General features: G+C 31.9%; 1 protein-coding gene. It reads right to left on the reverse strand.

What is annotated here, in order from left to right:
- Positions 1-151: 151 nt before the first annotated feature.
- Positions 152-508, reverse strand: a complete 357-nt coding sequence (gene mobC / locus DW182_RS21740; protein ID WP_007557662.1) for a plasmid mobilization relaxosome protein MobC — start codon at positions 506-508, stop codon at positions 152-154.
- Positions 509-742: the final 234 nt, after the last annotated feature.

Here is a 742-nt window from a genome sequence, read left to right on the forward strand (position 1 = left end):
CTGAATGGTGTCGGTGTCTTTTCTTTTATGATGCAGCCGTTTTCCTGTATTCAGGTATAGAGAGAAACGACACAAGGAACTTTAGGGAAAAGAAATAGTAACGCTGTCTTTATCACTAAAATTATATATATAAATATTATATATACATATATTATTTGATTGACATCAACTTACGCCAAGTAACATTCAATTTATCTTGCATAATTACATAGTCTGCCATTTTCTTTTCTACCTCATTAAGAACCTCTTGATTAACTTCTTCCTTATGAATATTTACATACCTAGCCAACTGATTTATATTATTTCCTATACGTTTCATTTCCAAACAAATTTCATCCATCGAACGAATAAATTCTTTAGGGTCAATAAGACCAACTCCTTTCCTAAAGACTCTCTGTCTAAAATAATCTGACATACATTTGCTAGATTTAGAAGCTTTAGTTAGTTCTTCATATTCTAAATTCGTTAAGCGAACTTTCACTATTCTATCTCTTTTATTTGCTTTCATACTATGATACTAAATAATATATGCCCCCAAGTTGCGAGGGGGCTAAACTCCTGATTTATCAGGCAAGATTTGGTTTTTGTGTCCACAAAAACACATCTTGCTATTAATTTCTACAAACGCAAATATATAAATTACTAAACACCCTCCCAAACAAAAGGGAAAAAAATACAATTAGATAAGTTTTTTTGGTATCATAATAATGTTCTCTTATCGTCCATGCCGGGCAGAACCCGG

The organism is Bacteroides sp. AM16-24, from assembly GCF_003471885.1.
In the GTDB taxonomy this organism is placed as follows: Bacteria; Bacteroidota; Bacteroidia; order Bacteroidales; family Bacteroidaceae; genus Bacteroides.

Bases quoted from the DNA above. Each gene is read 5' to 3' on its own strand.
- mobC (WP_007557662.1), bottom strand. From the start codon at position 508: ATGAAAGCAAATAAAAGAGATAGAATAGTGAAAGTTCGCTTAACGAAT.